The sequence below is a fragment of the Ruegeria sp. YKSD179 genome (genome assembly GCF_059612885.1).
This window is the reverse complement of sequence record NZ_JBXWRL010000098.1, coordinates 1-6,936: the sequence shown is the minus strand read 5'-3', so window position 1 is coordinate 6,936 and position 6,936 is coordinate 1. Positions and strand designations below refer to the sequence as shown.

General features: G+C 53.4%; 7 protein-coding genes and 1 pseudogene. 2 read left to right on the top strand and 6 right to left on the bottom strand.

Translation table 11 applies throughout. From position 1 onward, the window contains the following. Window positions 1-58 precede the first annotated feature (58 nt). Window positions 59-331: a hypothetical protein gene (locus AC2FNE_RS24040; RefSeq protein ID WP_496806501.1), complete on the top strand. Its 273-nt coding sequence runs from the start codon at window positions 59-61 to the stop codon at window positions 329-331. Between the two features lie 113 nt (window positions 332-444). Continuing rightward, window positions 445-1,371, top strand: coding sequence for a sulfotransferase domain-containing protein (locus AC2FNE_RS24035; protein WP_170477500.1), 927 nt, complete (start codon window positions 445-447; stop codon window positions 1,369-1,371). Window positions 1,372-1,505: 134 nt separating this feature from the next. On the opposite strand, the gene AC2FNE_RS24030 is transcribed toward AC2FNE_RS24035, so the two are convergent. The 6 genes and pseudogenes from AC2FNE_RS24030 to AC2FNE_RS24005 all read right to left on the bottom strand — a co-directional run. After that, window positions 1,506-1,916, bottom strand: a complete 411-nt coding sequence (locus AC2FNE_RS24030; protein WP_496806500.1) for a thioredoxin family protein — start codon at window positions 1,914-1,916, stop codon at window positions 1,506-1,508. Window positions 1,917-1,938: 22 nt separating this feature from the next. Beyond that, window positions 1,939-2,652, bottom strand: coding sequence for a cytochrome c biogenesis CcdA family protein (locus tag AC2FNE_RS24025; RefSeq protein WP_496806499.1), 714 nt, complete (start codon window positions 2,650-2,652; stop codon window positions 1,939-1,941). Window positions 2,653-2,813: 161 nt separating this feature from the next. Further along, on the bottom strand, window positions 2,814-4,475 hold the full coding sequence (locus AC2FNE_RS24020) for a cache domain-containing protein (RefSeq protein ID WP_496806498.1): 1,662 nt from the start codon (window positions 4,473-4,475) through the stop codon (window positions 2,814-2,816). Between the two features lie 112 nt (window positions 4,476-4,587). Next, window positions 4,588-5,598, bottom strand: coding sequence for an ABC transporter substrate-binding protein (locus AC2FNE_RS24015; protein ID WP_496806497.1), 1,011 nt, complete (start codon window positions 5,596-5,598; stop codon window positions 4,588-4,590). 263 nt (window positions 5,599-5,861) lie between these two features. Further along, window positions 5,862-6,395 carry a GNAT family N-acetyltransferase gene (locus AC2FNE_RS24010; RefSeq protein ID WP_496806496.1) on the bottom strand — a complete coding sequence of 178 codons (534 nt, stop codon included), beginning with the start codon at window positions 6,393-6,395 and terminating at the stop codon, window positions 5,862-5,864. A 214-nt stretch (window positions 6,396-6,609) separates the two neighbouring features. Further along, window positions 6,610-6,801 (bottom strand): annotated as a pseudogene (locus tag AC2FNE_RS24005) (integrase); the annotation flags it as partial. Window positions 6,802-6,936: the final 135 nt, after the last annotated feature.

Genomic DNA, 6,936 nt, shown 5'->3' with positions numbered 1-6,936 from the left:
CCGATCGTGGTAACTTGCATGGGGTGACTCCTCTCTCGCAGATAACGACACCTGCACTATGGCGCATCGCGACGCCGATGGAGCAGGAGCCATCCACCCCATCTGCACAGCGGTCACTCAGAAGGTCTTTGAACGCTGCGGTGCGGCTAACGGCGGCTTCGTCCGCATTGCGGTCGCTCGCGGCATTTCAGCGAATGACTGCATCGAGCCCAAAGCAGACATGCGAAAAAACTCAGCGGCCGCCTGCTGTCAGCCCGCTCCGGTTTTTTTATTATTGAACCTGAGTGGCGTGAAAATGGAGCTGTTCGTTGCCCGTCATTTTTTGTCATGACGCATCTACCTTGGTGGTCCTAGTGCGCGGGATTTGGAAAAGTCTGCTCTTACGGGGTAAGTTAGTGGTTTAGTCCTCTCGACCGAAGAGAGGCCAATGAGAGGTCAATTATAATGAACGCCGCCCCAGAAGACGCCGCCCCACCTTCAGGGCCACCATGGATAGTTCCGGAAATTCAACAAAAGATCGCTTGGAGGGACGGTGATGTGGTGATTTCTGTTCCAATTAAAAGCGGGACAACCTGGACAATGAACATCGTTCATCAGTTATTAACGGGCGGGACTGATGATTTTCGAGACGTCTACGAAGAGGTGCCTTGGATTGAATTTTTGGCCTTCCCCGGGCAGCCCCAGGAAGTCGTGGTTGAACGGGTAACAGCCATGCCAACCAACACGCGCCGCGCTTTCAAGACGCATTCGCCGCCACCTGCGGTGCCGTTTCAGAGCGTCGGGTCGGGCACCGACGTCAAATATGTCGTAATCATGCGAAATCCGGAGGAGGCCCTCGTTTCATTCAGGCCATTCCTGAACAAGCACTCGGACGCATGGTATGAACTCTGGGGCGTGCCAAGAGAAGCCCTTTGTCGACCCGACTTTCCATCCTTCTATTCTGATGTGATTGACGCCAACGGTATGCAAGGCGCGATCTTTGGCTTTCTCGCCGCGTGGTGGCCGCTCCGGAATGAGGCAAATGTTTTGTTCCTGCATTTTACTGACATGAAGAGCGACCACCACGGATCAATTCGAAAAATTGCCGAATTCATTGGTGAAGAGCTGAGCGAAGCACAATGGGCCAATGTACTGGAATTTACATCCTTCCCATGGATGAAAGCGAATGAGGAAAAGTTTGAAGGGCGTACGGCCTCAGAGATCCCAATTCTAAATTCCGGAGCCATGATCCGCAAGGGCGCTGTCGGCGAGGCAAGAATGGATGGAATGACGGACGAAATTTCCCGGCACCTGCGCGAGGTCGGTAGCCGGATTTGCCCGGACCCCGCCGCCATCAAATGGGTTTACGAGGGAGGTAGTTTAACCGATTGAGTAGCAAATGTGCGGCAAAGGGCCGAAAGTAACGGCGAAGATTAGCGCCAGAAGCGCCAGTTTGCTCTACTGAAGAAATAGCCACTGATACCGATAGGCCTGGGTTGCCAACGGTTCTTCCCAGTAGTTCAAAGTCAAGCAGTCGCGGCCTCCAAAGCAGTATCCATCAGCGCCTTGATTTGTGATCTACCCGTCTGGGCGACTATGCGGCCCAGTTCCTGATCCCCTTTCAGCACGACAAGTGTCGAACGGCGCGGAATGTTCATGCGTTTGACCAGCTCCGATTTTCCATAGTCGTCCCAATCAACGTCGATAAACGTAATATTGGCCTCGTAATCGGAGTTTTCCGATTTCAGCGTATTGATGACCCGCTCTTGCGCAGCGCAAGTACTGCACCAGCTGGCCTTGAAATCCAGAAACACAGTATCTCCGGTTTTCAGGTGTTTTTCCAATAGTCCAGGTTCGTATTCCAGCGGGGCTGCCTTGCCGGCAAACGGCAAAGACGCTGCACCGACGGTCAAGACGAGAAAGTGACGGCGATCCATGAGTGGGCTCCTTTGATCGTTGTTACAAAGAGACTGAGAGATCGATCAACCATGCAGGCAGAACACCGATCAGCCAGGCCTCGATTATGTGGTGAAGGTTAAACAATAATGCCAGGCCTACGGTGACAAAGGCCACTCCAAGGATAGGCCTGCTGCTGTGCGCAAGCGCGCGGAGTTGTGTATTGTAGCGCCCGAAGGCGCCGCGAGTGCCATAGGCAAGCCCAAGGATCAGCGTCGAGACGCCTGCGGCGAAGAACACCATGATAGCAGTGGCGCGCAGAAGTCCCTCGCCCTGTGACGCAAGCGAGATTGCTCCGCCCAGTGTCGGACCGATGCAAGGGCTCCAGACAGCGCCTAGCAGCAGCCCACCAAGGAATTGCCCACGCAGACCGCTGCGGTCGAGCGATTCGATTTGCGCATCAGCTTGTGAGGAAAGTCCAACCGTTGCTCCAGCCAGAACCGCCCCGGCCTGCGGAACTAAGAGCGCCAAACCGAACAGCACCATCAGTCCGGCCCCGACCTTAGAAATCGTGTCGATGTCGATCCCTAGCACCTGTCCAAATGCGGTGATACCGACGCCCAAACTCACAAACGACAAACTCAACCCAGCGGACAGGGCGACGGGCCCAAAGCTACTAGACTGAAACGCGGTGGCGATCACAATAGGCAACACCGGCACGACGCAGGGGTTGATTAGGGTCAGCAGACCCGCACCATATGCAAATACCAATTCCATAGAATTCACTTAAGGCTTACTCTGATGCTCTGTCATCAGACGATCCAGTGACTTGGCTTCACATGGTCGTGGGGTTTATGACAACAGCGTCGCGTTAACATCCTGCCATTCCCTCGGCGTCAGCGCTAGAAACCCAGTTCCTAGTCCGACGGGATTTTAAACTAACTATGGGAAACGCTAAATACGGCTAGTTGTTTCTCGTAACCTTTGAATCTGCGGCGACCGAGTGAAACCAAAGAAAAATTTCCACGCGCGGTCTCCGCCAATACGGGATCAATGAGGATCTGATCATTGTCAGCAGATGAACACAGTCTCGAAGCCAAATTCACGACGTTACCAATGGCAGTGTATTCGACGCGACCTTCATACCCAATTCGACCGACCGTTGCCTCGCCGATCGCAAGTCCAACTCCGAACCCGAGTTCGTAACCTCGGGAACGCCACTGGGTGACGAGCTTTTGAATTTCCGTCTGCATTTTAATTGCCATGTCCACTGCTCGTATTGCTGGCTCTGCACACCGTACCGGAGCATTTACAAGAATCATCAGCCCGTCTCCTGAAAAGTTCGTCAACGTGGCCTCATAGCGCGTGATGATGGAACCGAGTGCCTCATGGTAGTCAGATAACACCTGCATTATCTCGTCGGGTTCGGATCCGGCGGAGAATGCGGTAAAGCCGCGAAGGTCGCAAAAGACCACGACAACTTCCGCACGCTGCCCCGCTAGCACGCTTTTGTCCCCTGACTTTTCAACTAACTCGGCGACTTGCGGTGCCAGGAATCGCTTTAGTCTAGAGATCCGTTCTGATCGCTCTTGAGATACAGCGAGACCTCGGGCCATTAGGTTGAACCGGTTCGCAAGAAGTTCGAGTTCATCGCCCGTGGCGATTTCGATCCGGTAGTCAAAGTCGCCTGCGCCGATGTGGTCCGCGCCTTTTTCTAGTTCACCAATGGGACGAGCCATGCGCCGAGCGAGCCAAAAGGCAAGCAATGCAGAGAACGCGGCGGCCGCGAGCATCAGCCCTGCTGTACGCCAAAGGGCGGAATAGATTGGGGCAAAGGCTTCGGATAGCGGTTGCTCGACAAAAACTGCCCATCCCGTTCCTGAGACGGCCGACATCGCAATTACGACATTTCCATTGGAAATGTTTTTGGCGACGATCGCTTCACCTTCAGCCTCATCAATTGCCCTTCGCAAATCGCGCATAGCTATCAAGGTCGCATCATCAGTGCCACGTAGCACCCGACTGATGTCTGGATGTGCGAAAAGCTTATTGGTTTCATCCAAAATAAATGCTTGGCCGTTTTCTCCCACTTTAATTGCCGATATCACATCCCAGATGAGTTTCAGATTGATCTCAGCGACCACGATGCCAGCGGCCTTGCGATTGCCAGACAGGCCAATTGTCATATGCGGCTCTGAACCTTGGTAATATATGACCGGGCCGTACCATAATTGTGTGGATCGCGCTCCAGACACCGCTGGATCACGGGAACGATCAATTCCGCTCGCGATCCTGTTCAGGTCGATCCGTGACAAAAAGAGCTGTTCGACCCCGTCGCCATCTACCAGCGTAATGCTGATAACAGCCGGAACCTGGCGAAGAACTCCCAAAGCGTCGAATCTGTGTTGATCCCGAGTATCCGCTGACCAGTTTAGCCGAACGGTCCAACTGAGTTGGTTTTTGATAGTGTCGAGAAAAGTCTCAATCCGTGAGGCTGCTGAATTCGCCTCCGACCGCAAAAGAGAGTTGAGAAAGGCGCGTTGATCGCGATAGCCAAACCACGCGTCGCTTAGGCCAGTGGTCAGAAGCGGAACGCTCACGACAATAAACAAAACCAGGAAATATTTTCGGAACAAAGACCGACGTGGTTTTCCCCTTGCACCTTTCACGACTACGCGGCACCAATCGTAACAATTGGCTTGCAGTCGCGTTTCATTCGATCACCTCGTCCGCCAACAGTAACAAACCTTGCGGCACTTCCACACCAAGGGCCTCTGCCGTTTTCATGTTGATCGACAGGCTGAAAGTAGTTGGTTGCTCAATTGGCAAGTCGCCCGGATTTGCACCATTCAAGATTTGGTCCACGTAGAAGGCGAGCCGATGGATCATCGTGTAATAATCCGAAGAATAGGCCATCAAAAAGCCAGCTGGCGTGAACCAACCACCCCACCCCATCGACGGCAAACCGTGATTCAGAGAGAGTTCGGCAATCTTTGTAACTTGACTAGCGAGCATCAAGTCGGGCAGCACGAAGACTGCCTGAGCGCCGTCGGCTTTCATCCGCAAGAACGCCTCCACTAAATCGTCGGGTTCACGAACCTGGTATACTGTTGCAGTAATACCTAGCCTGGAAGCGGCCCGTTTGGCATCCTCTTCAAATGGCATGTAAGCCACATTCGGATTGGCGAGGACGCCGACATTTGTCAGTTCTGGAAGCAACTCTGCCAGGAGTTCCAGCCGCTTGGCGGTGAGTTCCGTGGCATAGTAGGTGACGCCCGTGACGTTACCACCCGGTTTTGCAAGGCTCTGTGCTAGACCCCCGTCCACCGGATCGCCACTAATGATCATCACCATTGGGATTGTCGACGTTTCGGTGCGCACGGCGTGGGCCACCGGCTCCGAGTCTCCGACAATGACATCTAATGGGAGTTTTGCGAGGTCGGCCGCCGCCTCCGATAGTCCGTCATAACTTTTGCCTGCACTACGGCACTCGATCAAAACGGACTCGCCAGGCTTGTATCCAAACTCGCCCAACCCTCGCAAGAAAGGACCGGAACTGTTCGATAGCCACGCTTCTTCACACGCCGACCAGGTTAGTAAACCAATCCGAGGAATTGTTGCTGTGTCAGACTGACCGACTGCGCCGCTGGGCAAAGCCACGATCAGCGCGCTCATCCAATGAAGAAGTTTATGGCTGATTGACCGCATTGATACGAATCCCACGTGCGTCTCCTCCCGCCAGTTGCCGACGTTAAAAACACAGTGTGCTCTTGCGAGGCCGGTCAACCCAGCAATCGAAACAAATTTCTTAGCTTAAGCTAACCGAGACCACTGTCTTTTGAAAGTGAAGTGGTTTCAATCATCCTCGAAGCAGCGCGATAGTTGACCGTCTGGTAAGTCCGCACAGCAGACATTTAGTGAAACTCACTGAACGTAGGCACCTAGCGCAATGTCAGGGGGAACTGCACGTTTCCCGAATTGCTGCATCAATCCCTGAGCGAACGTTCCATGCAGTAAGTGTAAGGTATCCACTCGTCGGGAAAACCTTCAGGATGAGGCCTATTGGTGAAACCGACATTCTCATACATGGCTTTGGCGTGTGTCAGGAATTTAGCGGACGTAAACATAACCATTTGGTAACCGTCTTCAATCATTTGATTGAACATCGCGTCCAGCAGACGGCGACCAACTCCGTGCCCACGGCCAGCTTCGCTAACAAACATGCGATTGAATTCGGCAACAAGGGCGGATTGTTCAGAGTACATAACGCAGCCTACCGGTTGGTCGGCAATGGACGCCACAAAGATGCCGCCTCGCGGCCTTGCGTGCAAGTTTGGCATGTCTTCAAGCACTTTTTTGAAGCGCTCGGGTTCCATGGGATTTCCTTCGACAGGCCAATCTGATGGGTAGTTTTCCCAATGCCATTCCAGCCATTCACGGCAGAGATCGCGAGCTTCCTCATAGCCAAGGTCGTCAGATAGTAGTTTTATCGAGATCGCCATTTTTCTTAAGCCACGCAAATTCACCCCCAGACAAAGTCCGTTCTCTAGGCAGTTAAGTCAATTATGAGCTTCACCAGTTACTCGAACGTCTCTCACGAATGACAGCTTTGTCCGCATGGCGGTCATTTAACGAAAATAATCCAAAGTCTGGTATCCGAAGGAGCGGCCGTTCGCGCCTAAACTTCGGAACCCGTTTTGAGATGACGGACGGCTGCTGCCGTCCGTCAAACCGTCAGATGTCGATCTTCTCCGAGATGCTCAACGCGTCGTCGAGTTCGACCCCAAGGTACCTGACCGTGCTATCAACCTTGGTGTGTCCAAGCAGGAGTTGGACGGCCCGAAGGTTGCCAGTCTTCCGATAGATCAGCGCAGCTTTTGTCCGCCGAAGAGGATGCGTTCCGTACCCACAAGGATCCAGTCCGATGAACAACCTCATTGGTTCTGAAACGGTGCTGTCAGACGAATTCGAACTCGTCTCTGGTAGACCAGTGAGGCTGTCCTTTATCCCGCGCCAAGTTCGCGCCACTCGTTAAGAGCAGCGCTACGTGTCAGCTTGAAG